The sequence below is a fragment of the Streptomyces sp. NBC_00683 genome, from assembly GCF_036226745.1.
Classification (GTDB): domain Bacteria; phylum Actinomycetota; class Actinomycetes; order Streptomycetales; family Streptomycetaceae; genus Streptomyces.
The window spans coordinates 1,696,072-1,722,705 of record NZ_CP109013.1; the positions used below are offsets into that span (position 1 = coordinate 1,696,072).

The following is a 26,634-nucleotide window of genomic DNA, read 5'->3' on the forward strand; positions in this document are numbered from 1 at the left end:
GCGGGGCCGTGCGGGACGCTCACGTGGCCCGCAGACGGCGCCACACCGCCTTCGCCGCGTGATGGCCGGACATTCCGTGCACACCGGGCCCGGGCGGGGTGGCCGAGGAACAGAGGAAAACCGCTGGGTGGGCGGTGGCGTACGGGACGCGGGCGAGTTTGGGGCGTATCACCGTCTGGAGTCCCGCGAACGCTCCGGTGGCGATGTCTCCGCCGACGTAATTGGCGTTGCGCACAGCGAGTTGGGGCGGTCCGGCGGTCGCGCGGGCGAGGACGAGATCGCGGAATCCGGGGGCGAAGCGCTCCAGCTGCCGTTCGATGACCTCCGTCGCGTCGCCCTCCCAGCCCGCGGGGACGTGTCCGTACACCCAGAAGACATGGCGGCCCTCGGGGGCGCGGGACGGGTCGACGAGGCTCGGTTGTGCGGTGATCAGGAAGGGGACGCTCGGGTCGCGGCCCGACACGGCGGCGCGCAGGGCGGCGTCGATCTCACCGGCCGTGGGGCCGATATGGACCGTGCCGGCCCGCCTGGCCTCCTCCGCGGTCCACGGGACGGGGCCCGACAGGGCGTAGTCGATCTTGAAGCAGGAGGCGCCGTAGCGGTAGCCGCTGTAGGCGCTGCCGAGTCCGGCGATGCGGGCGAGTGCGGTGGGAGAGGTGTCGAAGATGTACGCACGGGCGGGCGGAAGCTCGTCCAGGCGCTTGACCTCGATGCCCGTACGGATCTCACCCCCCTGTTCACGCAGGTACGAGGCGAGGGCGTCGGAGATGGCCTGCGAGCCGCCGCGGGGCACCGGCCAGCCCTTCTCGTGTGCGGCGAGCGCGAACATCAGGGCGATGCCGCTCGTCGCGATGCCGCTGGTCGGTGCGATGGCGTGGGCGGCGAGCCCGGCGATGAGCCCGCGCGCCTTGGCGCCCCGGAAGCGGCGGGAGAGGAACGTGGCGGGCTGGATCGCGTCGAGGCCGAAGCGCGCCCAGCGGTACGGGTCGCGGGGCAGCCCGTCCCAGGGGGTGCGCAGAAAGTCCGTGGCCAGTGTGTCCCAGTGGCCGGTGTAGGGCGCGACCAGCCTGCGGTACGCGCCCGCGTCCTCGGCGCCGAGCGACATGGCGCTCTCCCCCACGGACCGTGTGAGCACGGCGGCGGATCCGTCCGGGAAGGGGTGGGCGAGCGCCAGCCGGGGCTGCAGCCATTCGAGGCCGTGCCGGGCCAGCGGCATCGCGTCGAAGGCGGGCGAGCCGATGCCCAGAGGGTGCACGGCGGAACACGGATCGTGTCGGAAGCCCGGAAGGGTCAGCTCCTCCGTGCGGGCACCGCCTCCGACGGTCTCCGCAGCTTCGAAGACCTCGACGGCGAAGCCGCGGCGGGCCAGTTCTGCCGCGGCCGTCAGCCCGTTGGGGCCCGCCCCCACGACGACGGCATCCAGCATCGATGGCACCTTCGGACTCCTCTGTCAGCCGGTGGCCAGGACACCCAGGATATTCGGACGCGCCGACAACGGGCCCGCGGGTAGCCTCCCGACCGATGAACAACGCATCCGAACCGTCGTCCGCCGTCTCCACGATGGCCTCCCGGCTTGCCGCTCTGCCCGGTATCAGGGCCGTCGTCCTCGGCGGCAGCCGGGCCCGCGGCACCCACCGGCCGGATTCCGACTGGGACCTGGGTGTCTACTACCGCGGCACCCCCGACCTGGCAGGACTGACCGCGCTGGCGTCCGAGGCCCAGGGTTCCCCGGTGGAGGTTGCGGGGCCGGGCGGCTGGGGACCGTGGGTCAACGGCGGTGCGTGGCTGACGGTGGACGGCGTCGCCGTCGACTGGATCCTGCGCGATCTGGACCGGGTGGAGTCGGTCTGGTCCGACTGCCGCGAGGGCCGCTTCGAGGTGGGCGTCCAGCCCGGCCACCCGCTGGGCTTCTGGTCCCCCTGCTATCCGGGTGAGGTCGCGCTCGGGCGCGTACTCGAGGACCCGTACGGGGAGTTGACGGCGCTTCAGGAGGCGGTGGGCTCCTACCCGGAGCCCTTGCGCAAGGCACTCGTCGACGCCGCGTGGGAAGCCGGCTTCTCCGTCGAATCGGCCCGCAAGTCCGCCCCGTCCGGCGACACGCTCCACGTGGCCCTGTGCCTGTCGAAGGCGTTCGGCGTCCTCGCCCAGTCCCTCCACGCCCACCACCGCACCTGGTGCCTCAACGAGAAGGGCGCGCTCGCGGCGGCCGCCGTCCTCCCGGACACCCCGGCCGGCTTCGCGGACCGGGTCTCCCGGGCGCTCCGTGGCCTGGACGCGGACGCGGTGGAGACGGCGGCCGGAGTCGTGCGGGAGGTCCAGCGGGTGCTGGACGGCGGCGACGCGGCCTCAGGCGCCGGAGGGGCCTGAACCGGGTGCGCCGGTGCGCAGCGCGGTGAGGACCGCTTCGGCCGTCGCCGCGTCGCGGGCAGCCGTGAAGGGCAGGGCGTTGCCGCCGGTGATGCGGTACGGGACCCCGGCGAGCGTGGACTCGGTGCCGCCCGCCTCGGCGACCAGCAGCAGGCCCGCCGCGTGGTCCCAGGCCAGTTCCCAGTTGAAGGCCACCGCGTCCTGCGCACCGCAGGCGACGGCGAGGTACTCGAGGCCCGCCGATCCGCAGGACCGCGCCTCGATGCCTTCCGTGCGCAGGCCGAGCAGCGCACGCTTCTGGGCTTCGGAGGTGTAGTCGGGGTGGGACATCGCCACCCTGAGGACGGCTCCCGGCACGGGCGAACCGCTGTGCAACGGCGTGCCGTTGAGCGTGGCGCCACGGCCCCGTACGGCGACGGCCATCTCGCCGAGCGCGGGGGCGTACGTCCAGGAGGCGAGCACCTCGCCGCGGTGGGCGAGGGCCACCAGGGTGCAGAAGCCGGGTTCGCCGTGGACGAACTGGCGGGTGCCGTCGACCGGGTCGACGATCCAGACGGGTGCGTCCTGGCCCAGTGCGTCGTACACCGACGGGTCGGCGTGGACGGCCTCCTCGCCCACGACGGCCGAGCCGGGCAGGAGCCGGGTCAGCGACGCGGTGAGGTGCTCCTCGGCACGCCGGTCGGCCGCGGTGACCAGGTCGTGCGGGCCGCTCTTCTCCACGATCTCGTGCGTGGCGAGCTGCCGGTACCGCGGCATGATCTCGGCGGCGGCCGCTGCGCGGACCGCCGCCTCGACCTCGGTCAGGTTCCCTGCGTCCGCAGCGAGGAAGTCATCGATCATGCCTCCAGCTAAGCACGGTCGCCGGGGAACATTGCAGGTGGGCGGTCAGCGGCCTACCGCGTACCCCTGCATGCCGCGCGGATTGGCGGCGGCGGACAGCACTCCGGTCTCCGGGTCGCGGGCGACGGCGCACATGCGCCCCTCGGACCAGGCGTCGCCGACCGTGACGTCGTGCCCGCGCCGGCGCAGCTCCTCGATGACCTCGGGGTCCATCCCCTCCTCGACGGTCATGCTGCCGGGCCGCATGCCCCGCGGGAAGAAGGAGCCGGGGAAGCTGTCGTTGTGCCAGTTCGGGGCGTCGATGGCGCCCTGCAGGTCGAGGCCGCCGCGGACCTCGGAGCGCAGTGCGACGGCGAGGAAGAAGTGGAGCTGCCACTGGTCCTGCTGATCGCCGCCCGGCGTGCCGAACGCCATGACCGGGACGCCGTCGCGGAGCGCGAGGGACGGGGTCAGGGTGGTCCGGGGGCGGCGGCCCGGGGTGAGGGAGTTGGGCAGTCCCTCGTCGAGCCAGGCCATCTGGAGGCGGGTACCGAGCGGGAAGCCGAGCTCGGGCACCACAGGGTTGGACTGGAGCCAGCCACCGCTGGGGGTGGCGGAGACCATGTTGCCCCAGCGGTCGACGACGTCGAGGTGACAGGTGTCGCCGCGGGTCGCGCCGTCCTTGGCGACGGTCGGCTCGCCCGCGCCCGCGGCCGGTATGCCCATGGCGTCGAAGCCGGACTCGCCGGAGGCGACGGCGTGGGCGTGCGCGCTGAGGACGGGGGTACGGCCCTCGGGGCTGCCGGGGCGCAGCTCGCGCGAGGCCTCGGCGGTGACGAGGGCGCGGCGTGCCGCGTTGTACGGCTCGGAGAGCAGTGCGTCCAGGGGTACGTCGGCGGCGTCGCCGTACCAGGCCTCGCGGTCGGCCATGGCGAGCTTGCAGCCCTCGACGAGGAGGTGGACGTAGTCCGCGGAGCCGTAGGCGGGCAGTTCGGCCGGCAGCAGGGCGAGCTGCTGGAGGAAGGCGGGGCCCTGGCTCCAGCCGCCCGCCTTGGCCAGGGTCCAGCCGTTCCAGTCGTACGTGGCCGGGGCCTCGTAGGACGCCGACCAGTCGGCCAGGTCGGCGGCGGTGAGGGTGCCGGTGTGGTGGGCACCGCTGGTGTCCAGGGTGGGTACGGCGGCCTGGCGGACGAGCGCCTCGGCGATGAAGCCCTCGCTCCAGACCTTCCGGGCGGCCTCGATCTGTGCGATCCGGTCGTCGCCGCCGGTCTCCTCGGCCTCGGTCTGCAGGCGCCGCCAGGTCGCGGCGAGTGCGGGGTTGCGGAACAGCTTCCCGGGCTCGGGGGACTTCCCGCCGGGCAGGTACACCTCGGCGGACGACTTCCACTCGTTCTCGAACAGCTCGCGGACCGTTTCGACGGTCTGCCCGATCCGCTCGACCGGTGCGTGGCCGTCCTCGGCGTACCCGATCGCGTACCGCAGCACCTCGGCGAGCGTCTTGGTGCCGTGGTCGCGCAGGAGCACCATCCAGGCGTCGAAGGCGCCGGGTACGGCGGCCGCGAGGGGTCCGGTGCCGGGAACGAGCTCGAGGCCGAGTCCGCGGTAGTGGGCGATGGTCGCCCCCGCGGGCGCCGGGCCCTGGCCGCACAGGACCTGTACGTCGCCGTCCCTGGGCGCCACGATCATCGGCACCTCACCGGCGGGCCCGTTGAGGTGCGGTTCGACGACGTGCAGGACGAATCCGGCGGCGACGGCCGCGTCGTAGGCGTTGCCGCCGTCCTCCAGGACGGCCATCGCGGACTGCGAGGCGAGCCAGTGGGTGGAGGACACCATGCCGAAGGTGCCCTGGAGGGTGGGCCTGGTGGTGAACACGGGATAGGGCTCCTTGGTGCGGTGATGCTGTGAGGTGCGCTGTTCGGATCGTAAGGACGACGGGTCAGGATGCCGCGGCCGGGGCCACGGCAGCCGGGGCCGCCGCGTCCGGGGCGGTCCCGTCGTCGTCGACGAGGTGGCAGGAGACCTGGCGCCCGCCGGGCAGCTCCCGCAGGACGGGGACCTCGGTGCGGCACCGGTCGGTGGCGAGCGGGCAACGGGTGTGGAAGCGGCAGCCGGGCGGCGGGTCCAGGGGGCTGGGCAGCTCGCCGTGGAGCACGATGCGCCGGCGGGAGCGCTGGTCGACCGGGTCCGGGACGGGAGCGGCGGAGAGCAGGGCCTGGGTGTAGGGGTGCTTGGGTGCGGCGAACAGTTCGGCGGTCGGGGCCTGCTCGACGATCTGGCCGAGGTACATCACGGCGATCCGGTCGGCGAGGAACTCGACGGCTGCCAGGTCGTGGGTGATGAAGAGGCAGCCGAAACCGCGGTCGCGCTGGAGGTCGGCGAGGAGGTTCAGGACGGAGGCCTGGACGGAGACGTCCAGGGCCGACGTCGGTTCGTCGGCGACGACCAGGTCGGGGTCGCAGGACAGCGCGCGGGCGATCGAGATGCGCTGGCGCTGCCCGCCGGAGAGCTCGTGCGGATGCCGGTCGGCGTGCTCGGGGCGCAGGCCGACCTGGGCGAGGAGCTCCTCCACCCGGGCGCGCACGGCGGGCCCGCGGGCCTGCCGGTTCAGTCTCAGCGGCTCGGCGATGATCTGGCCGATGGTCATGCGGGGGTCGAGCGAGGACGACGGGTCCTGGAAGACCAGGTGGAAGTCCTTGCGCAGCGGCCGCAGGGCCCGGCGCGAGAGGTGGGTGATGTCGGTGCCGTTGATGCGGACGCTGCCACCGGTGGGTTCGTCGAGGCGCACGGCGCAGCGGCCCACGGTCGACTTGCCGCTGCCCGACTCGCCGACGAGGCCGACGACCTCACCTCGGCCGATGGTGATCGAGACACCGTCGACGGCACGGACGGTACCGCCGCCGGAGGCACCGAAGTGCCGTTCCATGGCGTCGATCTCGAGCACCGGTCCCTGAGGGCCGGGTGCGTTCTCGTCGTCGCTCCCGCGCGGGGCGGGGACGGTCTGCGCTGTGGTCACTTTCCGGCCTCCTGGGTGGTTCGCGCGGACTCGTCGGCCGGCGCTCCGGCCTCTGCGACCGGGTCCGCGGGGTGCGGGTGCCAGCAGGCGGCCCGGTGCGCCGCGTCGGCGCCCGCCTGCAGGTCGATGGCGGTGAGGCCTGGACGGGACGAGGTACAGGTGTCGTCGGCACGGGCGCAGCGCGGCGCGAACGTGCAGGCGTCGGGCTGGGTGTCGAGGCTGGGAACCAGGCCGGGGATCTCGGGGAGCCGCCGCTTGCCCTCGCCGCCGGGCCGCAGTACGGCGCCGAGCAGACCCCGGGTGTACGGGTGGCGTCCCGAGCCGAACAGGTCGTGGACCGGGGCCTGTTCGACGCCGCGTCCCGCGTACATCACGAGCACCCGGTCGGCGGCGTCCGCGACCACACCGAGGTCGTGCGTGACCAGGACGATGGCGGTGCCGAGCCGTTCGCGCAGCGACTGCAGGACCTCGAGGATCCCGGCCTGCACGGTCACGTCCAGCGCTGTCGTCGGCTCGTCCGCGATGAGTACCGCCGGGTCGCAGGCCACGGCGATCGCGATCATCACACGCTGGCGCATGCCGCCGGAGAGCTGGTGCGGGTATTCGTCGATGCGGCGCAACGGGGCGGGGATGCCGACGAGTTCGAGGAGTTCCACGGCACGCGCCTTGGCCTCCTTCTTGCTCAGCCCCTGGTGCCTGCGGAGCACCTCGCCGATCTGCCGGCCGATGGTGAGGACCGGGTTCAGGGAGGTCATCGGCTCCTGGAAGATCATCGCGATGTCCTTGCCGCGGACCTTCTGGAGCTCCTTCTCGGACGCCCCGACCAGCTCACGGCCGGCGAGCCGTATGGAGCCGCCGATGTGTGCGGTGGGCGGCAGCAGCCCCATCACGGCCATCGAGGTCACGGACTTGCCGCAGCCCGACTCCCCCACCACGGCGAGGACTTCGCCGGGTGCCAGGTCGTAGGAAACCCCGTCGACGGCGTGCACGGTGCGGGTGTCGGAGCGGAAGGACACCGACAGGTCGCGCACGCTCAGGATGGGTTCGCGCACGGGTGTTCCGGTCATCGGGTTCCTCCACGGGGGTCGAGGACGTCACGCAGCCCGTCGCCGAGCAGATTGAAGGCCAGCGTCGCCGCGACGATCGCCAGGCCGGGGAAGACCGCCAGCCAGGGGGCCGGGGCCAGGAAGGACTGGGCGCCGGACAGCATCACGCCGAGCGAGGGGTCGGGCGGCTGGACACCGAGGCCCAGGAAGCTGAGCAGTGCCTCGCCGATGATCGCGGCGGGGATGCCGACGGTCGCCTGGACGATCAGGGCGGAGGTGGCGTTGGGCAGGATGTGCCGGAAGAGCACGGTGCCGTCGCCGCCGCCGTTGGCGACGGCCGCCGCGACGTAGTCGACGTGCTTGAGCCTCAGCGTCTCGGCGCGGGTGATGCGGATGACCGCGGGGATCTGGGAGATGCCGATCGCGATGGTCGCGTTGGTCAGCGACGGGCCGAGGATGGCTGCGAGTCCGACGGCGAGCACCAGGAACGGGAACGCCAGCATCGTGTCGGTGAGGCGGGAGATCGCACCGTCGGCGAACTTCCCGTAGTAGCCGCCGATGAGCCCGAGCGGTACACCGATGACGAACGCCAGCACGACGGCGACGAGACCGACCTGCATGGAGGCCCGTGCGCCGAACACGATGCGGGACAGCTGGTCACGGCCGAGGTCGTCGGTGCCGAGCCAGTGGGCCCCGCCGGGTTCCGCGAGCACGTTGCCGAAGTCGGGCTGCGAGGGGTCGTACGGGGCGATGAGCGGGGCGAACAGTGCGACCAGGATGAAGACGGCCGCGATGATCCCGCCGGTGAGGGCGAGCCGGTTCTTCCGCAGGGCCCGCAGCCGTCCGCCGCCGGCACGCCGCCCGGTGACCTTCGGCGTGGCGGGGAGCGAGGGGGTAACTGTGGTCACCGGGCACCTCCGAGCCGGATGCGCGGGTCGATGACCGAATAGATCACGTCGACCAGCAGGTTGATGAGGATGTACGCGGCCGAGGTGCAGAGCACCACGGCCTGCAGCGTCGCGTAGTCACGGGTGAAGACGGCGTCGATGGTGAGCTTGCCGAATCCGGGCAGGACGAAGATCTGCTCGGTGACGACGGCCCCCGAGATCAGATGGCCGAGCTGCAGGCCGAGGACGGTGACCACGGTGACGAGTGAGTTGCGCAGGGCGTGACCGCCGATGACCTCGCGACGGGAGAGGCCCTTGGCTCGTGCCGTACGGACGTAGTCGGCGGACAGCGAGTCGAGCATCGCGGCCCGGGTCTGCCGCATCACGACGGCGGCGAGCCCCGATCCGAGGACGATCGCGGGGAGCACCATGCGCCGCAGGTTGTCGACCGGGTCGGTACCGAAGGGGACGTAGCCCGAGGCGGCGAAGACGGGGACGGCGATGGCGAGTCCGAGGACGAGCACGATGCCGAGCCAGAAGGTCGGGATGGAGAGGCCGATCAGCGCGATGGCGTTGGCGAGCCACTCCTCCGGCCTGCCGCGGCGGACCGCGGCGACCACACCGGCGCCGATGCCGACGACGACCGCGAGGAGGAGGGAGAGCGCGGCGAGTTCCAGGGTGACGGGCAGGGCCTGGGCGATGGCGTCGCTCACGGGGAGTCCGGTACGGGAGGAGGTCCCGAGGTCCCCGGTGAGCGCGTGGCCGATGAACCGGGCGTACTGGACGACGATGTTGTCGTTCAGTCCGTAGCTCTCGCGGATCGCGGCGAGCGCCTCCGGGCTGCGTTCCTCACCGGCGAGGGCGAGTGCCGGGTCGCCGGGCAGCGCCCGGATCCCCGCGAAGACGACCATGCTGACGAGGAAGAGGGTGATGAGGGACTGGCGCAGGCGCGTCAGCAAGTACTTGGTCATCGTGTGTACCCCGCAGTCGTGACGCGCACCAGTCCGTCGCCGTAGACGCGGATGCCCGCGACGTTCTTGTTGGCGACGACGTAGTTCTTCTGCCGGTAGAGGTAGATCAACGCGTGGGCGTCCTGGACCTTGCGGGTCAGTTCGTCGTAGATGCCGGCGCGCTCGGCCGGGTCCGCGACGGAGCGGCCTTCGGCGATCAGCCTGTCGATCTCCGGGTCGCCCAGACCGTAGGCATTCATCGCGCCCGCCGTCTTGAGGAAGTTGGAGACGTTGCCGTCCGGGTCGAGCCGGCCGGACCAGCCGCTGGTGAAGACGTCGTACTTCCCGGCGTCCGTCTCGGCGAGCATCGTGGCGTACTCGGTGGGCCGCAGGGAGAGTTCGAAGCCCGCCTCCTTGACCATGGCCTGGAGGACCTGGCCGACGCGCCCCTGTTCCGGGGTGGTGGAGGTCTTCAGTTCGATCTTGACGGGAGTCTTCACCCCCGCCTCCTCGAGCAGCTTCTTCGCCTTGGCGACGTCGCGCTCGGGGCAGTCCTGCGGCGGTACGCCGGGGGCGATGGCGGACTGCGGGGAGATCGGGCCGCAGGCCGGTTCGTACATGCCCTGGAAGACGACCTTGTTGATGAGGTCGCGGTCGATGGCGAGCTCGAAGGCCTCCCGGACCCGGACGTCACGGCCGAGGGGGGTGTCGATCTTCCCGGGCTTCTCGCCGAGGCCCTTGACGTTGCCGACGTTGATGCCGATGCCCTGGTAGCCGAGCGAGGGCGAGTTGAAGAGCTGGAGCTTGGGCTCGGTGAGTGCGCTCTGCACATCGACCGGGGCCATCTGGTCACCGATCTGGAGGTCGCCGGAGCGCAGATTGGCCAGCCTGACGTTGCCGTCGGGGATGGGCTTGTAGATGACCCGGTCGAGGTGGACCTTGGCGGCGTCGTAGTAGTGGGGGTCCTTCTCCAGGACGATCCGGTCGCCGCCGACCCGCTCGACGAAGCGGAAGGGGCCGACACAGGACGGGTGGTTGGTGAAGTTCTTCCCGTACTTCTTCAGCGCGGTCGGCGACATCACCATCCCGGAGCGGTCGGCGAGCACGCCGGTGAGCGGGACGTAGGGATGGTCGAGCACGATCCGTACGGTGTGCGGACCGGTGGCCTCGATGGTGCGGGCCGGAGCGAGCTCCGTACCGCGCGCCGAGCCGGGGAGATCGCGGTGGCGCAGCAGTGAGGTGGCCACGGCTTCGGCGTCGAGCGCCGTTCCGTCGCTGAAGGTGAGGCCGGGACGCACCTGGACCGTGACCGTGAGGCCGTCGGCCGAGGTGGTGGGCAGGGCTGCGGCGAGCTGCGGCACGAGGGTGCCGTTCTCGTCGATGTCGTAGAGCTTCTCGCACATGCCCGCGAAGACGGTGCGGCCCACGAGCGTCTGGGCGAGCGTGGGGTCGAGCTTGTCGGGATCCGAGTTGAGGGCCACCGTGATGGTCCCGCCGTCGCGCACGGACCGTTCATCGGTCTTCCGTACACCGCCGACCTCGGTCGCCGAGGACTGCAGCGAAGCGCAGCCCGAGGTCAGGGACACCAGGGCAACCGCCACCATGGCTACCGTTTTTCGGCGCACGAAGGCCTACCTCCCGCCAGGAGTGATCAAGGGAATATCGCAGACCGTATTTCGCATACAGTCCGCAGTGCAAGGGGGTCTCCCACATAGCGGACGGATAATTCTGACGATCGGGTAACGGCGGGGGCGGGTCGCCCAGGGATGCACGGATTGCCTGAACTGTGCAGGTGGGGGCCGGTCGCCCGACACTTTCGGATGCGCCGAACCGGGATGGCGCACGGTGAAAGTCAGGTACCTGACAATCGGTGCGTGGTGACTGCACACATGCGGGAGCGGGCCGCCGAGGCTTCCCCGGCCCGGCCTGAGCCGGGGCACGAGGGAGCGACGGGACCCGCTGTCCGCACGCTTTCTTCTATCGCGAGGCCTTGGACCGCCACAGCAGCCAGCCGAAGTACGGGGCTCCGATCACCGCCGTGACCACCCCCACCGAGATCTGCGCGGGCGCGATGACCGTACGGCCGATCGTGTCGGCGACGACCACCAGCAGGGATCCCATCAGCGCGGCCACCGGAAGCACCCGCCCGTGACGCTGGCCCACCAGGGCACGCGCCGCGTGCGGTGCCACCAGTCCGACGAAGCCGATCACGCCGACCGCGGCCACCGCGGCCGCGGTGAGGACGACGGCGATGCCGAGCAGGCCCAGCCGCGCGCTGCCGAGCCGGATCCCGAGCAGCCTCGGTGTGTCCGCGTCCAGACCGATGAGGTCGAGCTCGCGACGCCTGAGGGCAAGAACCGGCAGGGATACGGCAAGAGCCCCAAGGACCGGGAGGACCTCGGGGAACGTCCGCCCGTAGGTCGAGCCGGAGAGCCAGACGAGCGCCTTGGTCCCGTTGTACGGATCGGTCAGCACGATCATCAGGCTGACCAGCGCCGCCGTTCCCGCGGAGACACCGATCCCGATCAGCACCAGCCGGTCCTGCTCGAGTCCGCGCCGGGCCGCGAGCCCGAAGACCAGCGCCGCGGCGGCTGCCGCCCCGGCGAGCGCCGATCCGCTGATGAGCCAGAAGCCGGCAAGCGGGACGGCGGTCAGGGTGACGACGGCGCCGACTCCCGCTCCCCCGACGACCCCGAGGATGCCCGGTTCGGCGAGCGGGTTCCGTGAGACGGCCTGCACCACCGCTCCCGCGGTCGCCAGCGCGGCACCGGCGAGCAGTGCCGCGGCGATCCGCGGCACACGGGTGTCGAGTACGAAGGTGACGAGCCTGCCGGAACGGCCGGTGAGCCAGTTCCCCACGTCGCCGAGCAGCAGGGGGGCGTCGCCGAGGAGAGTCGCCGCGACGACCGCGAGGACGAGCGCGGTGGTCACCGCCGTGAGGGTGGCGACGAACGCGCGGCGGCTGCGCAGCCGGGCGAAGGCCGCCTCGGGGCCGGTTGATCCGCCTCCGCGGGACCGGTGGGCGAGGTAGACGAGTACGACGGCGCCGAAGAAGCTCGTCACGATGCCGGTCGGCACGGACGCACCCGCCTGGGCACCGAAGAGGGCGCGCAGCAGTACGTCGGCGCCGAGCACGACGAGGACGCCCGCCACCGCCGAAGCCGGGATGAAGGCGCGGTGCCGGACGAGCGCGGGCACCTTGGCGCCGATCAGCCGGACGATCGCGGGCGCGCAGAGTCCGACGAAGCCGATGGGTCCGGCGACGGTGACGGAGACGGCGGAGAGAACCACCGCGAGGACGACGGCCGTTGCCCGCGTGAGACGGGGGCTGACGCCGACCACGACGGCACCGTCGTCACCGAGTGCGAGGATGTCGAGCCGCCTGGCGAGCACGACCAGCCCGATCAGCGCGAGGAGCGCGACCGGGGCGAGCCGGTCGATCGTCTGCATGCCGATCTGTGCGAGGGAGCCGTTGCCCCAGGCGTAGAGACCGGTGGTCTGCTGGGCGCGCAGCAGGAGGAGCATGTGGCTCAGGCCGCTGAGCCCGAGAGTGAGTGCCGATCCGGCGAGTACGAGCCGGGTGGTTCCCGCTCCGGCGCGGGCTAGTCCCAGCACGGTCCCGGCAGCGAGGAGTCCGCCGACCATGGCCGTGCCACCGGCCGGGAGGGGCGGCAGGCTGATGCCGAACGCGGCGACGGCGACGACCGCGAAGTAGGCGCCGGCGTTCACGGCGAGCGTGTCGGGCGAGGCCAGTACGTTGCGGGACACCGACTGCAGTACGGCTCCGGCCGCGCCCAGGGCGCAGCCGACGACCAGCCCTGCGGCGAGGCGCGGCAGCCGGGATGCCACCAGTACGGCGTCCGCCTGGTGGGTCCCGTCGGTGTCCGTCCACAGGGTGGCGAGAGCGCCCCAGAGGGTGCGCAGTCCGACGGGTGCCGTGCCTTGGCTGATGTGCACGACCGCCAGGGCGAGCAGGGCGGTCAGCGCCCCGAGCGCGAGGAGGAAGAGGGGCCCGCGGCGTGCGGGCCGCCCGGCCCCGACGGACGGCGTGTCCTCCGTCGGGGCGGTCGACGACGCAGGCTCGGCCTTCGTCGTAAGGGTGTTCACGTTCACTTGGTCAGTGCGTCCACAAGAGCGTCGACGTACTGCGTCATCGACGCCGTGCCACCGAACATCCAGATGCCGTCGGGCAGTCGGTGGACGTCGCCGTTCTTCACGAACGGCAGCGACTTCCACACGGCGTTGTCCTTGAGCCCGTCGGCGAACGGGTCGGCGGTGTCCGCGCTGTTGGTGATGTAGACGAACTGGGCGTCGCCGATCTTCGTGAGGCCCTCGACGTCCGTCGCAGCCAGGCCGTAGCCCGCGTCACCCTTCATGGACCAGGGGCTGACCAGGCCGAGTTCGGTGTTGATGTCGGTGAGCAGTGCTCCCTTCACGTACGGGCGCACCGAGACCTGGCTCCCTTCCTTCCAGCCGTCCGCGAAGGCGACCTCTTCGCCGCCGAGGCCGGCGGTGGCGAGCTCCTTCTTGCCGTCGGCGAGCTTCTTGCGGAAGGCGGCGATCTCGGACTCGGCCTTGTCCTGGGTTCCGGTGGCCTCGGCGATCAGGGTGACGTTGTCTGTCATCTGGTCGATCTGCCGGGAGGCATCGGCCGCCTTCACCACGATGAGCGGGGCCACCTTGGAGAGCTGCTTGACGGCGGCGTCCGGCAGGTCGGTCGTCGCGACGATGAGGTCGGGCTTCAGAGCCGCGACCGTGTCGACGCTGGGTTCGCCCCGGGTGCCTATGTCCTTGACGTCGCCGGTCAGCGGCGCCGCGGTGTCGTAGGCCCGGTAGCCCTTCACGTCGGCGACGCCGACCGGGTCGATGCCCAGCGTGATGAGCGATTCGACGACGTTCCACTCGGTGCCGACGACACGCTTGGCGGGCCCGTCCAGCTTCACCTTCGTGCCGCGTGCGTCGGTGACGGTCAGCGTGGAGTCGGAGGCTGACGCCTCTTTGGGTGCCTCTGTGGTGCCGCAGCCGACGAGGGTCAGCGCCGCGGTGCCGGCGATCACAGGCCATGCCCAGTGCTTGGTCGTCATGGAGAGTTCAGGGCCTTTCGAGCCGAAGGTGGTGTCTTCCCACCGCGCGGGTGCGGGGGATGCCCGTCGAAGGGTCGGGTTCGACCTCGATACGGATGCCATAGGTGTCGGTCAGGAGCCCGGGTTCGTAGACCTGGGCGGGGTTTCCGGCAGCGGCGACGCGTCCGGAGGACAGCAGGACGACCCGGTCCGCCACAGCGGCTGCCTGGTCCAGGTCGTGCAGGACGACCCCGATCGTCACGCCGTGCGTGTCGGCGAGGCTCCGGATGAGGTCCAGGATCTCCACCTGGTAGCGCAGGTCGAGATAGGTCGTCGGTTCGTCGAGCAGCAGCACGTCGGTGTCCTGAGCCAGGCAGCAGGCGAACCAGACGCGTTGCAGCTGGCCGCCGGAGAGGCTCTCGACGCCGCGGTCGGCGAGGTCGGTGACGTTCGTGACGGCCAGGGCGTGCTCGACGAGCCGCGCCCCGTCCGGGTCGCTCCCCCGCATACGGCTGCGGTACGGATGCCGCCCGAAGCCCACCACGTCGCGGACGCTGAGGCCGGCCGGGGTCGTACGGCTCTGGGCGAGCAACGTGACACGCCGGGCGAAATCGGTGCGCGAGAGGGCGAGGGCGTCGATCGGGTCACCCTCGGCGCCTACGGTCACACTCCCGCTGCGAGCCCGGTGCAGGCGCGCGACGGCACGCAACAGGGTGGACTTCCCACTCCCGTTCGGGCCGATCAGCGCGGTGACCTGCCCTCGCGGAAGACGGAGGTCCGCCTCGTGTACGACGTCGACGCCGTCATAGGCGACCGTGATTCCCACGGCGGCGAGGCCGGACGGGGCAGCGGTACCCGCGGCGGGAACGCCGGGGTCTGCCACGGCGCGGCGAGGCGGTGGCGATTCTTCTCGGTCGGGTGCAGTCACGATCACCCGGCAGAGGTTAGCCTAACCTAACCTGAAGGTGAAATTCGGCCCCACGAGTGAACAGGTGGCCGGAAACGGGCCATCACCCCGCCGCGGTCGGCAGCCTGTTCCACCAGCCTCGGAAACCGGGCCCCGGATCACGAACCCACGGGAGCCGCACCCCCTCGAAGCGCGGCACAGGTTCGGCTCGGTTGGGCGGGGTCGGCACCGACGGCGAGAACTGATGCTGCGTCAAAAAATCTGTGTCTACAGACAACTGAAGCCAAATGACTCGCTCAGACCCGAAAGCCCGGAGGCGCCGGCCCAGCCAGTCGACGGTCTTACGGCCTGTCAGCGCGCCAATCCGGGAGCGTCGGCACCGTCAGCGCCCGCAGGTCCAGCTCGGCCATGACCGTCCTGCCGACGCCAACACCGGGTCTGGGTCGTTTCGTTGAGAGCACCGCAAGCAGGGGCGACTGTAAGCCGCAACTGGCACACCATTGGCAACCACGACGGGATCGCAGAACTCGACCACGCCTGATCTCCCTCGTCTACGACCTGAGCCGCTACCTACCGACGCCTCAAGACACGCCATTCACGGCCCGGCTGTGGGATCTTCGCCTGGTCCGCAGTCGGGGGGTCCTCGTCCCGAATGACTTCCCCTGTGATGACCTGGCCGACCGGCTTGGCGAGTTCCAGGCCGGAGAGATGCGTCTTGAGCCTTCTGGACATGGGGCGGAAGGTCGCAAAGGTGAGCCCGCCGGACACGGCAGCCCCGACGAGGGGAATGGCCTTCGAGACGGACTTGGCGAAGGTCTGCTTCGTCATCTCGACGCCGAGGTACCCAGCGACCTTCTTCACGATGGGGTAGACGACACCCTGTGTCAGCGCCTTCTGAGGCAGCTTCTTGGCGACCTGCTCGGACATCATCCCCGCCACCTTCCCCACGGCAGCGTTCGCGGACTGGGTTCCGAACATCACTCCGAAGAAGAGCGTGAGCACTCCCTTGGTCGCGTCATCAAGGTCGTCGTTGTCCACGGAGAACAGATCGGGCCAGCTGTAGAGGTAGGCGAGCTTCTGCGCGATGCGCAGCATGTGGCCGACATACTGCGCCAAATCAGCCGGCACCGTGGCGGGCAGGGCGATGAATCCAGGAATCCCGGCAGCCGCAGAGAGCGCGCTCACCTTGGCGGTTTCGTAGCGAATGGACGCGTTGGCCACCCTGTCCAGAACAGCGAGAGGGATACCTGCCGCTGCGGGGGTCTCCTCAATCGCTCTGCGCAGTTCATCCTCCGAGCAAAGACGGGCCAGCGCCGTCCGGAGGTACGCCTCCCTGTCGACTCGCACGCCCGGAAGCCTTGCTGCGCCGACCAGAAGAGCGGAGAAGCGCGACTCCGCGTTCTCGCTCACTTTGCCCGTGACCATGCCAGGAACGTACAGCAGACGTGTGACCCGCATCCCTGAAATCGGTCATTCTGGTCGCGGATCGGGGCTCTCGTCAGCCAGGGTCGTCAAGTTGAGGCCGAAGACCTCGCCGCCGCGCCCGTCGAGGCCGGCCACCTCCCGGGGCCAGGCATCGCTCCGGAGCCCGAATGCCCAGGTCAGCCCAGCCGCCCACACGAATTGGGGGGCCGTCGCATGCGACGGCCCCCGTTCCGGGTGATCAGCAGCAGGTAGCGGTCGCGGTGTCACTACCGCTTGCGCTGCTCCAGGCCCGGTGGATCCAGATGGTGTGGTCCCGGACAACGGGACCGCGTCAACTAGCTCGCGTAGGTCTCGAACTCGGCGACCTTCGGCGTTCCGGTCGAGCCGGTGATCTCGAAGGTGATCTTGCTCAGCGAGGTGCTGGGCACCGCGATGGCGCCCGCGCCGGTACCGGACTTCAGGACGGCACCGGTGTCGCCGTTGAGGACCCTCCAGGATCCGATGCTGCCCGCGGAACCGGATGCCTCCCGGATGTTGATGCGGGCAACGGTGGTGGCGGAGGACCACTTGACCGAGACGGAGCCGGTCGAGCCGGCCGGCGACCAGTAGGTGCTCAGGTTGCCGTCACGCACGTTGCCGAAGCTCGTCCCGCTGGCCTTGCTGGAGCCGTCGGCACCGGCGCCGAGGCTGAGGTTGGTCCCGCTGGGCTGGGTCGGGTCCGGCGTGGGGGTGGTGGGGTCCGGCGTCGGGGTCGTCGGGTCGGGCGTGGGGGTGGTCGGGCTCGGCGACGGGTTCGTCGGCGTGCAGCTTCCGTCCGACACCTTCAGGCCCTTGTTGGCCCCTGCCGTCTGGCCGACGACGCTCGGCACGCAGTTGGCCGCGTCGAGGCTGAAGGAGTAGGGGATGCTGACCGTGGTCGTGGACTGCACGTTGGGCCCGGCGGGGTTGGTGTCGGTACCGGGGGCGGACCAGGTCACGTTGTCGAAGATGTTGCCGGCGACCTGCCAGTAGCCGGCCGCGTCGGTGTAGAAGGTGCCAAGGACGTCCTTGGAGTCCTTGAAGTAGTTGTTGTCCACCTTGGCGCGGGCCCCGGCCCGGGAGTTGATCCCGGACTCGTTGAGCTTCAGGTAGTAGTTGTTGTACATGTGGGCGATGCCGCCGCGCAGCAGGGGCGCACGGGAGTCGATGTTCTCGTACAGGTTGTGGTGGTAGGTCACAAAGCCGTTGGAGAGCTCGGTCTCACTGGACCCGATGAGGCCTCCGCGGCCGGAGTTGCGCAGGGTGCTGTAGGACAAGGTCACGTACTGGGTGTTGTCCTTCATGTCGAAGAGGCCGTCGTAGCCCTCCGACTCACCGCCCGACGCTTCGAGCGTGGTGTGGTCGACCCAGACGTTGCGGACGTCGCTCTCCATGCCGATGGCGTCACCGCCGTTGGAGGTGGGCGAGCCCGACTTCTTGACGTTCTTGACGGTCACGTTCTGGATGATGATGTTGCTGGACTCGCGAATGTGGATGCCCAGCTGATCGAAGACGGCTCCGCCGCCGACGCCGACGATCGAGACGTTGCTGATCTGCTTGAGCTCGATGACGCCATCGGCGGTGTTGCAGCTGTCGCCCGACACCTTGGCGGTGTTGCCGTGGTTGATCGTGCCCTCGACCTCGATGATGATCGGGGTGCTGGCGCTGGCCCGACCGCACAGGGCCTGATGGATCGCGGTGCCCGTGGTGGCACGCACCGTCTGCCCGCCCGCCCCGCCGGTGGTCCCACCGTTCTGGCTCGCGTAGCCGGTGGCGCTGCCGGTCACTGCCGCCGATGCCGAGGGCATCGACACAACCACACCGACCGCGGCGGCCAGGGCCGTCGTGGCGAGCGCCGCAGAAAGTCGCAGTGCGACTGGTCGTCTCATGTCCATCTCCCGATTCGTCTTCGAACTCTGGGTGTTGGTACTCGTACGCTGGTCATATCCATGAACTTTCGAGACAACGTCCTGCCGCTGGGCAGTCCCTCGACGGTCCGATTGCGGGTGCCCTCCTCGACACGGCCGGGCCGACGGTTCCGCCGCGCCGGTACCGGCCCATGCGAAAGTCGCGGTCGATGCCGTGGAAGCCGCATCAACCGGAACGAGGCTCGCGAACGAGGAAAGCGCTTTCTGTCCGCGAGGATAGGGCTGCTCCGACTGGACTGACAAGGTTCTTGTCACATGCGGAATGCGCACCGCCACACTTCGGGCCACGCCGCCGCCCCACCCGGCAGCCACTCCGGAGCAGCTGTTCCCGCCGCCCGGCACTCCAGCCGCAGGTCTTCCCGGTCGACACGCCCCGGACGGACCGATCACCGCGGGAAGGACGCCGCAGAAATTCACAAGGGTGGTCATCGTTCGAGAACATGAACTTCGTCATCGTCGGCCGAATTCTCCGGACCGCGACCCGCCCCACGAGGGTCCGATTCCCAACACCCTGCACTTTCCTCGGTGTTGAGGTTCAGGTCCGCACTCCACGTGGAGAGCCGACCCGGGCGCCCTCGGACCCCCGGCCACAACGCAGACCGCCCCGGCAGGCGGGTGCCTGCCGGGGCGGTGCTTGCGCTTCCAGGGGGCTTCCCGGAGCGCGGTGCCGGATCTAGCCCAGCGTCGCGATGGCCTCGTTGAACGTGGCCGACGGACGCATGACGGCCGCGGCCTTCGCCGGGTCGGGCTGGTAGTAGCCGCCGATGTCGACCGGCGAGCCCTGTACGGCGATCAGCTCGTCGACGATCGTCTGCTCCTGCTCGGCCAGCGTCTTGGCCAGCGTGGAGAACGCCTCGGCGAGCTTGGCGTCCGCGGTCTGCTGCGCCAGCTCCTGCGCCCAGTAGAGCGCCAGGTAGAAGTGGCTGCCGCGGTTGTCGATGCCGCCGAGCCTGCGGCTGGGCGACTTGTCCTCGTTGAGGAACGTGGCCGTCGCACGGTCCAGCGTGTCGGCGAGGACCTGGGCGCGGGCGTTGTCCGTGGTCTGCGCGAGGTGCTCGAAGCTGACCGCGAGGGCGAGGAACTCACCCAGGCTGTCCCAGCGCAGGTAGTTCTCCTTGACGAGCTGCTGGACGTGCTTCGGCGCGGAGCCGCCGGCGCCCGTCTCGAACAGTCCGCCGCCGTTCATGAGCGGAACGACGGAGAGCATCTTCGCGCTGGTGCCCAGCTCGAGGATCGGGAAGAGGTCGGTGAGGTAGTCACGCAGTACGTTGCCGGTGACCGACACGGTGTCCTCGCCGCGGCGGATGCGCTCCAGGGAGAACGCGGTGGCCTTCACCGGCGACATGATCTCGATCTGGAGACCGTCGGTGTCGTGGTCGGCGAGGTACGTACGGACCTTCTCGATGAGCTTGGCGTCGTGCGCGCGGTCCTCGTCGAGCCAGAACACGGCCGGGTTGCCGGTCGCGCGGGCGCGGCTGACGGCGAGCTTGACCCAGTCCTGGATCGGCAGGTCCTTGGCCTGGCACATCCGGAAGATGTCGCCGGCGCCGACGGCCTGCTCCAGCACCGCGTTGCCGGCGGCGTCCAGGACCCGCACCGTACCCGTGGTGGGGATCTCGAAGGTCTTGTCGTGGCTGCCGTACTCCTCGGCCTTCTGGGCCATGAGGCCGACGTTGGACACCGAGCCCATCGTGGCCGGGTCGTAGGCGCCGTTCGCACGGCAGTCGTCGATGACGACCTGGTAGACGCCCGCGTAGCTGCTGTCCGGCAGGACGGCGAGGGTGTCGGCCTCCTGGCCGTCCGGACCCCACATGTGACCGGAGGTGCGGATCATGGCCGGCATGGAGGCGTCGACGATCACGTCGCTGGGGACGTGCAGGTTGGTGATGCCCTTGTCGGAGTCGACCATCGCCAGGGCGGGGCCCTCGGCGAGCTCGGCCTCGAAGGACGCCTTGATCTTCGCGCCCTCGGGCAGGGCCTCCAGGCCCTTGAGGATGCCGCCGAGACCGTCGTTCGGGGTCAGGCCGGCCGCGGCGAGCACCTCACCGAACTCGGCGAACGTCTTCGGGAAGAACGCGCGCACCACGTGACCGAAGATGATCGGGTCGGAGACCTTCATCATCGTGGCCTTGAGGTGCACGGAGAACAGCACGCCCTCCGCCTTGGCCTTGGCGATCTGCGCGGTGAAGAACTCGCGCAGCGCGGCCACCCGCATCACGGCGGCGTCGACGACCTCGCCCGCCAGGACGGGTACCGAGTCGCGCAGGACGGTGGTGGTGCCGTCGTCGCCCACGAGCTCGATGCGCAGGGTGCCGGGCTCGGCGATGACGGCGGACTTCTCGGTGGACCGGAAGTCGTCGACGCCCATGGTGGCGACGTTCGTCTTCGAGTCGGCCGTCCAGGCGCCCATGCGGTGCGGGTGCGCCTTCGCGTAGTTCTTGACCGAGGCGGGGGCCCGGCGGTCGGAGTTGCCCTCACGCAGGACGGGGTTGACCGCACTGCCCTTGATCTTGTCGTAGCGCGCGCGGACGTCCTTGTCCGCGTCGGTCTTCGCGTCGTCCGGGTAGTCCGGCAGCGCGTAGCCCTGCCCCTGCAGCTCCGCGATCGCGGCCTTCAGCTGCGGGATCGACGCCGAGACGTTGGGCAGCTTGATGATGTTGGCGCCGGGAGCCTTGGCCAGCTCGCCGAGCTCGGCGAGTGCGTCATCGATACGCTGACCGGCCTCGAGGTGCTCCGGGAAGCTGGCGATGATCCGGCCCGCCAGGGAGATGTCGCGGCTCTCCACCGTGACCCCTGCGGTCGAGGCGTAGGCCTCGACGACGGGCAGGAACGAGTAGGTCGCCAGGGCAGGGGCCTCGTCGGTGTGCGTATAGATGATGGTCGAGTCAGTCACCGGGTGCTCCGCTCCACGTCTGCAACATTGCTTGACATCAAGATATCTCGTGCCCGCCCCCCTCTCCACAGGGGCCCGCCCCCGTTTTCGGCCGGAACCGGTCAGTCGCGTCCGGCCCCGGACGGCGCGGACCCCTGCACCCCCGGCGGCCTGCGTGCCTCGACCAGCCCCGACTCGTACGCGAAGACGACCAGCTGCGCCCGGTCGCGGGCGCCCAGTTTGATCATGGCGCGGCTGATGTGGGTCTTGGCCGTGAACGGGCTGATCACCATGTGGGCGGCGATCTCCTCGTTGGTCAGCCCCCGGGCGGCCAGGGCGGTGACCTCGCGCTCGCGGCGGGTGAGGGATTCGAGGCCCGGTGCGGTGGCACGGTCCGGGGGCCGGGAGACGAACGCGCCGATGAGCCGGCGGGTGATGGCGGGCGACAGCAGGGCGTCGCCGCGGGCCGCGACCTCGATGGCCCGCAGGAGCTCGGCCGGCTCGGTGTCCTTGAGCAGGAATCCGGCGGCCCCGGCGCGCAGGGCGTCGAAGACGTACTCGTCGAGGCCGTAGTTCGTCAGGATGACGACGTGCACATCGGCCAGCAGGGGGTCGGCGGCGATCTCGCGGGTCGCCTCGATTCCGGTCATCACGGGCATCTGTACGTCGATGAGCACCACATCCGGGGTGTACCGGCGGACCAGCTCCACGCCCCGGCGTCCGTCGGCAGCCTCCCCGACGACCTCGATGCCCTCCTCGGCCTCCAGCAGGGCCCGGAATCCCGCGCGCATGAGGGCCTGGTCGTCGACGATCAGCACGCGGATCATCCTGCGGAACCCCTGGATTCCACGGACACCCTGGACTCCGTCGGCATCCCTGGCTCCAGGGGCAGCTCGGCACGTACCGAGAAACCTCCGTGTGCACCGGGCGCGGCCTCAAGGGTGCCGCCGAGCGCGGCGACGCGCTCCCGCATGCCGGTCAGTCCGGTGCCCGGAGTGATCCGGTCGCCGGGCAGACACGGTCCCCGGTCGTCGACGCGGAGCTCCAGCGCCGAGTCCGTATAGAGGAGACGGACGGTGGTCTCCGCGCGGTCCGCGTGCCGGGCCACATTGGTCAGGGCCTCCTGCACGATGCGGTACGCCGCTCCGCCGATATCGGCCGGAAGAGGCCGTTCGACGCCGTCGACGGTGACCACGAGGGCGATGCCCGCGGCCCGCGCCCGTTCGGCCAGCTCGTCGATGCGGTCCAGCCCCGTGCCGGGGTCGAGCACGTCCGTGCGCAGCACCTCCAGCGTCGAGCGGAGTTCCCGCATCGCCTCGCCGCTGGCCTCCTGGATGGCGAGCAGGGCGGGCTCCACCTCGGTGCCGCGTTTGCGGGCGAGGTGGACGGCAACGCCCGCCTGGAGCTTGACGATCGAGATCGAATGGGTCAGAGAGTCGTGCAACTCCCTCGCGATACGCAGCCGTTCCTCTCCTGCTCGGCGCAACGCGGTTTCCTCGCGGGTCCGTTCGGCGTCGAGCGCCCGCTGTTCGGTCTGGCGCAGGTAGGCCTGCCAGTTCTTGTCGATGAGGCCGGTGACCCCTGCGCAGAGGAACCAGCCGAGCAGGAGCAGCGTCCGCTCGACGGTGTCCTGGACTCCCGGTACGGCGACGATCAGCACCACGAAATAGCCGAGGAGGAACAAGGTCCCGGCCCCGATCGCCTGCGCCCGGTGTCCGCTGCGCGCCGCGGCGTGGACGGCGACCACGACGGGCAGAGCCACCCAGCTGCCCGGGTGGGCGTGGACGACGTACGCGAACATGCTCAGGGTGGTCACGGCGAGCACCGTGCGGGGTGCCCGTCGGTGCGCGGCGAGGGCGAGGGAGCCGGCCGCGACGAGCAGCAGGTCGAGGACGTCCGGCGAGGACGCCGCCCGGGCCGCCGCGATCACGATCGCGCCGATCACCGCGGCACCCGCCGTGTCCAGCAGGAGTGCCCGCCGGTCGATGTCCCCCTGCACCCGCATGAGCCGCACCCTAACTCCCGTACGGCCGGGGGCGCGTCGTCCTCCGGGAGGGGGTCCGGGCTGCTCCCCGGGGAGTAGTGCGGTCGCCCACCCGTCGGGCCGGCGCAGCCCGGACTGCCTTCCGCTGTACGACGACGGGAGCGGGTGGCGGGGACGAGCATCGTCGCCATGACCGGACCTTTCCGATACACCTCGCCCGTACCTCCGAAGTCGGCCACCGGGGTGGTGGCCGACGTCTACGCCCAGCTCGCCACCGACTTCGGCATCAAGGACGCCACGACCTTCGTCGTCCTGTCCGTCTCCCCTCCGCTGCTCACCGCCACCTGGGCCCTGATGCGGGAGTCCCTGCTGGCCGGGCAGGCGTCACGTACCGGGAAGGAGGTGGTGGCGGCGGGTGTCTCGCTCGCCAACCGCTGCCCGTTCTGTGTGCACGCGCACACCGTGCTGCTGCATGCCACCGGTGATCACCGGCTGGCCGAGACGATCCTGCGGGGCGGCGAGCCGGACGAGCCGGGCCATCGCCGACTGCTCGCCTGGGGCAAGGACATGGGTACGCCGCAGCCGTTCCCGGTGCGGGAGGCACCCGAGTACGTGGGGACGGCGCTGGCCTTCCACTTCATCAACCGCGTCGTGTCCTCCCTGTTGTCGGAGGTGATGCTGCCGGGTGGCGCCGAGAAGTACCGGCTGGTGCGGAGCACGGCGGGCCGTTCGCTGGCCCGCACGGTGCGCCGCGAACTGCGGCCGGGCGACAGCCTCGCGCTGCTCGACACGGCCGGCGCCGCGCCGCAGTGGGCCGGGGATGACACCCCGGTGGGTACCGCGTACGGCGCGCTGCGCACGGCCGCGCAGCTGGGTGCGGGCCTTCTGAGCGACGAGGACGCCGCGTTCGTACGGGAGTCGGTGGCCGGCTGGGACGGTGTCACGCCCCTGCCCCTGACCGCCGCGCTGCCCGACCGGGCGGAGCGGCCGGGCGCCCGGCTCGCTCTGCTCGCGGCGCGCGCCCCGTACCGGATCACCGACGAGGACGTGGCGGCCTGGCGTGTGCCGCCGTTCACCGATCACTGTCTGGTCCATCTGGTGGCCTTCGGCGCGATGTGCGCCGTCGAGCGGGTCGAGGCCAACCTGCGGACGCCCGCCGGGGAGCAGGCATGAGCGTCGCCGACGCGAGGCCCGGTCCCGCGGAGCCTGCCACCGGGCCCGTGATCAGGAACTCGGCCTGCCGAGCTCGTCCCTGGGCGGCCGGTGCTCGTACCAGCGCTGATCGGCTTCCAGCTGGGCGGCGAGCGAGACGAGCCGTTCCTCGCTGCGGGAGGGGCCGAGCAGCTGGGCACCGAGGGGCAGGCCGTCGCGGGTGAAGCCCGCCGGGACATTGACGCCGGGCCAGCCGAGGACGTTCCAGGGCCAGGCGTACGGGCATGCCGCGGTCATCGCCAGGTCGGTGCGCCACGCGCTCAGGTGGTCGAAGGTACCGACACGGGGCGGTGGGGCGGCGGTGGTCGGGGTCAGCAGCACGTCGTACCCGCCGTTCCTGCCCGTGTCGAAGAAGGCGCCGATCCGGCGGTGCTGGCGCACCTCGCGGGCCCGGGCCGCCCGGACCACCCGGCCGCCGAGGCGGGTGCCGGTGCGCAGGGCGCTGCGGGTGCGCGGGTCCAGGAGCGCGGGGTCGGGGTGCAGGGCTGCGAGTTCGGCGATTCCGGCGGTGGCGCGGGGGACGAAGGAGAGGCCGATGAGTCCGTAGCGGGGGCGGGCCTCCTCGACGTGGTGGCCGAGGCGGGCGAGGACTTCGGCGAGTGCGGTGACGGCGCGCACCACCTCGGGGTGGGGTGCGTTGCGGGTGAGGGTGAGCGGGGGTTGCAGGGCGAGGCCGATCCGCAGCGTGCCGGGGTCGCGGCGGGCGGCCGCGGACGCGCTGACGGCGGGCGGCCGGTGCGGGTCGCCGGGGTGCGGGCCCGCGGCGGCGTCCAGGAGCAGGGCCGCGTCGGCAACCGTACGGGCGAGGGGGCCGTTGACGGTGAGGCCTTGGAAGGCGTCGCTGTTGGGGTGGACGGAGATGCGGCCGCGCTGCGGCTTGATGCCGACGAGGTGGGTCCAGGCGGCAGGGATACGGATGGAGCCGGCGCCGTCCGAACCGAGTGCCGCCGGGACGAGCCCCGCGGCGACGGCTGCCGCGGAGCCGCCGGACGAACCACCGGGCGTGTGGGCGGTGTTCCACGGGTTGCGGGTGACGCCGAAGGCGGGCCCCTCGGTGAAGGCCCACTGGCCCAGCTCGCAGGAGTTGGTCTTGCCCACGATGACGGCCCCGGCCGCGCGGAGCCTGCGGACCGCCTCGCTGTCGGCGGTGACGGGCGGCAGTTCGCCCGCGCAGCCGAAGTAGGTGGGCATGCCGGTGACATCGGTGTCGTCCTTGACGGCGACCGGCACCCCGAGCAGGGGCAGCCGTTCACCGGCCGCGAGCCGCCGGTCGGCCTCGGCGGCCTCGGCGAGTGCGGCGTCGGTCCGCAGGTGGCGGAAGGCGTTGAGGGTGTCGCGGCTCGCCTCGATGCGCGCGAGCGCGGCGGCGACGAGCTCCTGGGATGTCGTCCGGCCGTCCGCGAGTTCCTGTGCGCTGCCGACGAGTCCGGACGGTTCGGCCGGCTCGTCCCGCCTGCTCGGTCCGGTCCGCTCCGCGGGGTCTGCCGAAGACATCGCTGCCGCCTCCTCGCTGCCGCCGGAGCACGGTCCCCGAGGTGCGCCCCGGGGCCGCCCGAGCGGTCCTACTGGAGAGTAACGAGGGGGCGGGGTCCGCTCAAGCATGCCTGCCGGGAAGTACTGTCTGCGCCGCGCGCGGCGCAGACAGTACGAAGGTCTACGGCCTCACATGGATCTCGCCGATCCCCGAACCGAGACCGGCGCAGTGGGCGGTCGACTGTCCGGACTGACCCGGGTTCAGCGTGACGTGCTCGCCGTCCACGTCCGGGGACCAGCCGCAGACCAGATGGACCCAGAAGGTCTGAGGCGCCGATCCGTCGTTCCGGCAGAGCGCGTACCCCGTGTAGTCGTCGATCGCGTGCTTCCCGGTGTCGCAGGACAGACCGGGCGGCACCGCGGCCGGAGCGACGGCGACCGCCGCGGTCACCGGAACGGCCAGCGCCACGGTCAGGCCCGTGACGGCCGCACCGCGCAGCAGGGTGCGGACGGCGTTCCCCTTGGACAGCTTCTTCATGTCTCCCCTTTGATCCCTTGCTCTTCACGGCAGCTCTCCCCCACGTTCCGTAACCGAAAACAGCGCCGAACCTCACACTCCGTGCACCCTTCCGCCGCGCGGGCGAAGGGTCTCGGGCGTACGCTCGCTTCG

The 26,634-nt window shown here is 71.1% G+C and carries 20 protein-coding genes; 2 read left to right on the forward strand and 18 right to left on the reverse strand.

The genetic code is table 11. From position 1 onward, the window contains the following. Window positions 1–19 precede the first annotated feature (19 nt). Window positions 20–1,435, reverse strand: coding sequence for a phytoene desaturase family protein (locus tag OG257_RS07505; RefSeq protein ID WP_329205871.1), 1,416 nt, complete (start codon window positions 1,433–1,435; stop codon window positions 20–22). An 86-nt stretch (window positions 1,436–1,521) separates the two neighbouring features. Here OG257_RS07505 and OG257_RS07510 point away from each other — a divergent pair, with 86 nt between their 5' ends. Next, complete coding sequence (locus OG257_RS07510; protein ID WP_329205873.1) at window positions 1,522–2,367, forward strand: nucleotidyltransferase domain-containing protein; 846 nt, start codon at window positions 1,522–1,524, stop codon at window positions 2,365–2,367. On the opposite strand, the gene OG257_RS07515 is transcribed toward OG257_RS07510, so the two are convergent. The 15 genes from OG257_RS07515 to OG257_RS07585 form a co-directional block, all read right to left on the reverse strand. After that, the gene (locus tag OG257_RS07515) at window positions 2,347–3,207 is read right to left on the reverse strand and encodes an inositol monophosphatase family protein (RefSeq protein WP_329205874.1); all 861 of its coding nucleotides are present in this window, start codon (window positions 3,205–3,207) and stop codon (window positions 2,347–2,349) included. The two genes, OG257_RS07510 and OG257_RS07515, sit on opposite strands and share 21 nt — an antisense overlap. A gap of 45 nt (window positions 3,208–3,252) precedes the next feature. Then, entirely contained in the window at window positions 3,253–5,058 is a 1,806-nt protein-coding gene (locus OG257_RS07520; RefSeq protein WP_329205876.1) for a gamma-glutamyltransferase family protein, read from the reverse strand. A 64-nt stretch (window positions 5,059–5,122) separates the two neighbouring features. Beyond that, on the reverse strand, window positions 5,123–6,109 hold the full coding sequence (locus OG257_RS07525) for an ABC transporter ATP-binding protein (RefSeq protein WP_329214962.1): 987 nt from the start codon (window positions 6,107–6,109) through the stop codon (window positions 5,123–5,125). A gap of 86 nt (window positions 6,110–6,195) precedes the next feature. Next, complete coding sequence (locus tag OG257_RS07530; protein WP_329205878.1) at window positions 6,196–7,266, reverse strand: ABC transporter ATP-binding protein; 1,071 nt, start codon at window positions 7,264–7,266, stop codon at window positions 6,196–6,198. Continuing rightward, complete coding sequence (locus OG257_RS07535) at window positions 7,263–8,153, reverse strand: ABC transporter permease (RefSeq protein ID WP_383808507.1); 891 nt, start codon at window positions 8,151–8,153, stop codon at window positions 7,263–7,265. The genes OG257_RS07530 and OG257_RS07535 overlap by 4 nt, the downstream gene beginning before the upstream one ends. Further along, window positions 8,150–9,103 carry an ABC transporter permease gene (locus OG257_RS07540; RefSeq protein ID WP_329205880.1) on the reverse strand — a complete coding sequence of 318 codons (954 nt, stop codon included), beginning with the start codon at window positions 9,101–9,103 and terminating at the stop codon, window positions 8,150–8,152. Before OG257_RS07540 ends, OG257_RS07535 begins: the two co-directional genes overlap by 4 nt. Next, window positions 9,100–10,707: an ABC transporter substrate-binding protein gene (locus OG257_RS07545; RefSeq protein ID WP_329205881.1), complete on the reverse strand. Its 1,608-nt coding sequence runs from the start codon at window positions 10,705–10,707 to the stop codon at window positions 9,100–9,102. The genes OG257_RS07540 and OG257_RS07545 overlap by 4 nt, the downstream gene beginning before the upstream one ends. Before the next feature lie 352 nt (window positions 10,708–11,059). Next, window positions 11,060–13,189 carry an iron ABC transporter permease gene (locus tag OG257_RS07550; protein ID WP_329205883.1) on the reverse strand — a complete coding sequence of 710 codons (2,130 nt, stop codon included), beginning with the start codon at window positions 13,187–13,189 and terminating at the stop codon, window positions 11,060–11,062. Between the two features lie 2 nt (window positions 13,190–13,191). Next, a complete protein-coding gene (locus tag OG257_RS07555; protein WP_329205885.1) occupies window positions 13,192–14,166 on the reverse strand; it encodes an iron-siderophore ABC transporter substrate-binding protein in 975 nt (324 codons plus the stop codon). Between the two features lie 7 nt (window positions 14,167–14,173). After that, a complete protein-coding gene (locus OG257_RS07560) occupies window positions 14,174–14,965 on the reverse strand; it encodes an ABC transporter ATP-binding protein (protein ID WP_329214966.1) in 792 nt (263 codons plus the stop codon). A gap of 657 nt (window positions 14,966–15,622) precedes the next feature. Continuing rightward, the gene (locus tag OG257_RS07565) at window positions 15,623–16,477 is read right to left on the reverse strand and encodes a hypothetical protein (protein WP_329205886.1); all 855 of its coding nucleotides are present in this window, start codon (window positions 16,475–16,477) and stop codon (window positions 15,623–15,625) included. Between the two features lie 335 nt (window positions 16,478–16,812). Further along, window positions 16,813–18,384 carry a pectate lyase family protein gene (locus tag OG257_RS07570; protein ID WP_329205887.1) on the reverse strand — a complete coding sequence of 524 codons (1,572 nt, stop codon included), beginning with the start codon at window positions 18,382–18,384 and terminating at the stop codon, window positions 16,813–16,815. Between the two features lie 712 nt (window positions 18,385–19,096). Beyond that, window positions 19,097–21,316, reverse strand: a complete 2,220-nt coding sequence (locus OG257_RS07575) for an NADP-dependent isocitrate dehydrogenase (RefSeq protein ID WP_329205889.1) — start codon at window positions 21,314–21,316, stop codon at window positions 19,097–19,099. Between the two features lie 101 nt (window positions 21,317–21,417). Next, on the reverse strand, window positions 21,418–22,122 hold the full coding sequence (locus OG257_RS07580) for a response regulator transcription factor (protein ID WP_329205891.1): 705 nt from the start codon (window positions 22,120–22,122) through the stop codon (window positions 21,418–21,420). Further along, window positions 22,119–23,300: a sensor histidine kinase gene (locus OG257_RS07585; RefSeq protein WP_329205892.1), complete on the reverse strand. Its 1,182-nt coding sequence runs from the start codon at window positions 23,298–23,300 to the stop codon at window positions 22,119–22,121. The genes OG257_RS07580 and OG257_RS07585 overlap by 4 nt, the downstream gene beginning before the upstream one ends. A gap of 168 nt (window positions 23,301–23,468) precedes the next feature. On the opposite strand from OG257_RS07585, the gene OG257_RS07590 reads away from it, so the two are divergent. Then, complete coding sequence (locus OG257_RS07590; RefSeq protein ID WP_329205894.1) at window positions 23,469–24,452, forward strand: carboxymuconolactone decarboxylase family protein; 984 nt, start codon at window positions 23,469–23,471, stop codon at window positions 24,450–24,452. 51 nt (window positions 24,453–24,503) lie between these two features. On the opposite strand, the gene OG257_RS07595 is transcribed toward OG257_RS07590, so the two are convergent. Then, the gene (locus OG257_RS07595) at window positions 24,504–25,985 is read right to left on the reverse strand and encodes an amidase (RefSeq protein WP_329205896.1); all 1,482 of its coding nucleotides are present in this window, start codon (window positions 25,983–25,985) and stop codon (window positions 24,504–24,506) included. 160 nt (window positions 25,986–26,145) lie between these two features. After that, on the reverse strand, window positions 26,146–26,502 hold the full coding sequence (locus tag OG257_RS07600) for a hypothetical protein (RefSeq protein ID WP_329205897.1): 357 nt from the start codon (window positions 26,500–26,502) through the stop codon (window positions 26,146–26,148). Window positions 26,503–26,634: the final 132 nt, after the last annotated feature.

Excerpts from the sequence above, each read along its gene's own strand:
- OG257_RS07540 (WP_329205880.1), bottom strand. The coding sequence starts at position 9,103 with ATGACCAAGTACTTGCTGACGCGCCTGCGCCAGTCCCTCATCACCCTC.
- OG257_RS07585 (WP_329205892.1), bottom strand. The coding sequence starts at position 23,300 with ATGCGGGTGCAGGGGGACATCGACCGGCGGGCACTCCTGCTGGACACG.
- OG257_RS07525 (WP_329214962.1), bottom strand. The coding sequence starts at position 6,109 with ATGGAACGGCACTTCGGTGCCTCCGGCGGCGGTACCGTCCGTGCCGTC.
- OG257_RS07600 (WP_329205897.1), bottom strand. The coding sequence starts at position 26,502 with ATGAAGAAGCTGTCCAAGGGGAACGCCGTCCGCACCCTGCTGCGCGGT.
- OG257_RS07565 (WP_329205886.1), bottom strand. The coding sequence starts at position 16,477 with ATGGTCACGGGCAAAGTGAGCGAGAACGCGGAGTCGCGCTTCTCCGCT.
- OG257_RS07510 (WP_329205873.1), top strand. The coding sequence starts at position 1,522 with ATGAACAACGCATCCGAACCGTCGTCCGCCGTCTCCACGATGGCCTCC.
- OG257_RS07515 (WP_329205874.1), bottom strand. The coding sequence starts at position 3,207 with ATGATCGATGACTTCCTCGCTGCGGACGCAGGGAACCTGACCGAGGTC.
- OG257_RS07570 (WP_329205887.1), bottom strand. The coding sequence starts at position 18,384 with ATGAGACGACCAGTCGCACTGCGACTTTCTGCGGCGCTCGCCACGACG.
- OG257_RS07580 (WP_329205891.1), bottom strand. The coding sequence starts at position 22,122 with ATGATCCGCGTGCTGATCGTCGACGACCAGGCCCTCATGCGCGCGGGA.
- OG257_RS07590 (WP_329205894.1), top strand. The coding sequence starts at position 23,469 with ATGACCGGACCTTTCCGATACACCTCGCCCGTACCTCCGAAGTCGGCC.
- OG257_RS07555 (WP_329205885.1), bottom strand. The coding sequence starts at position 14,166 with ATGACGACCAAGCACTGGGCATGGCCTGTGATCGCCGGCACCGCGGCG.
- OG257_RS07530 (WP_329205878.1), bottom strand. The coding sequence starts at position 7,266 with ATGACCGGAACACCCGTGCGCGAACCCATCCTGAGCGTGCGCGACCTG.
- OG257_RS07595 (WP_329205896.1), bottom strand. The coding sequence starts at position 25,985 with ATGTCTTCGGCAGACCCCGCGGAGCGGACCGGACCGAGCAGGCGGGAC.